This is a genomic window from Propionigenium maris DSM 9537 (assembly GCF_027925155.1).
GTDB lineage: Bacteria > Fusobacteriota > Fusobacteriia > Fusobacteriales > Fusobacteriaceae > Propionigenium > Propionigenium maris.
Window position 1 is genome coordinate 1 of sequence record NZ_BSDY01000057.1, and the last position, 1,275, is coordinate 1,275.

The 1,275-nt window shown below is 39.9% G+C and carries 2 protein-coding genes; both read left to right on the plus strand.

The window, feature by feature from the left end:
* Positions 1-442: glycine/betaine/sarcosine/D-proline family reductase selenoprotein B (locus tag QMG11_RS19965; protein ID WP_281838217.1), on the plus strand; the 442-nt coding region annotated here is incomplete at its 5' end.
* Between the two features lie 208 nt (positions 443-650).
* A partial coding sequence (locus QMG11_RS19970) for a BCCT family transporter (protein ID WP_281838219.1) occupies positions 651-1,275 on the plus strand: 625 nt, incomplete at its 3' end.

The window sequence follows — 1,275 nt, forward strand, 5'->3', positions numbered from 1 at the left end:
TTTAGATGCTCTAAGAGCATATGAGAAAGAGGGAAGAATCGGAAGCATCGATTCCCACTTCTATACAACAGTAGGAACTGGAACAACTGAAGCAGAGGCATCAAGAATGGCTCAGGAGATAGTTGTACACCTCAGAGATCACAATGTAACTGGTGTAATAATGACATCCACATGAGGAACTTGTACTCGTTGCGGTGCAACGATGGTAAAAGAGATAGAAAAAGCTGGGTTCCCTGTAGTACAGATGGCTAACCTGGTTCCAGTAGCAAAAACTGTAGGATCAAACAAGATAGTTCCTACAATCTCAATTCCATACCCACTAGGAGATCCTAGTACTTCCAAGGAAGAGCAGTGGAAGCTGAGATACCACAGAGTTGGAGTAGCTCTAGACGCTCTTGAGACACAGGTAGAGGAACAGACAGTATTTAGCGTGAAGTTCTAATTATAGTCATTGAATGAATTATCAGCAAATTCTTTTGTTCATAATTCATATCACGAGTATAGTTTATTCATTTTGAAACTTATTTATAGATAAACTACAAAATTAAAATAGAGGGGAGTAAGTGTACTCCCCTTTATTAAAAGAATTCATGTGAATAATTTATATTTAAGGAAATATTGGATCCCTTTTAGTTTAAGAAGGAGGTATTATGAAATCAGAAACGCAAACGGTGGAGAGTAAAGCTTTAGAATTAAAGAAGAGTAACAGTACCTTTTATATTTCTATAGCAATAACAATTTCCATAGTATTATGGGGCTTGTTACTGCCACAGAGTTTTGAAAAGGTTGGAAACGCTACATTTGGTTATCTGGTAACAAATTTTGGATGGTTCTACACTCTTTCTATGTCTTCCTTTGTTGTATTTTCCGTCTGGCTGGCTGCCAGTAAGTATGGAAGGATAAGGCTGGGAGCAGATGATTCCAGACCAGAGTACAGTTATATGTCCTGGTTTGCTATGCTGTTCTCTGCAGGTATGGGAATCGGTCTTGTATTCTGGGGAGTTGCAGAGCCACTGAATCACTTTATGAACCCTATGGGGATGGAGGGGGGAACTGCAGCAGCAGCATCCTTTGCCCTAAAAAAATCCTTCCTTCACTGGGGACTACACCCTTGGGCAAACTATTCTGTACTGGCTCTAGGACTTGCATATATGCAGTTTAGAAAGAATAAGCCGGGGCTTATCAGTAGTATCTTTATTCCTCTCATTGGTGAGAAGGGAGCCCAGGGACCAATAGGTAAAACAGTGGATATACTTGCTATATTTGCTACAGTTG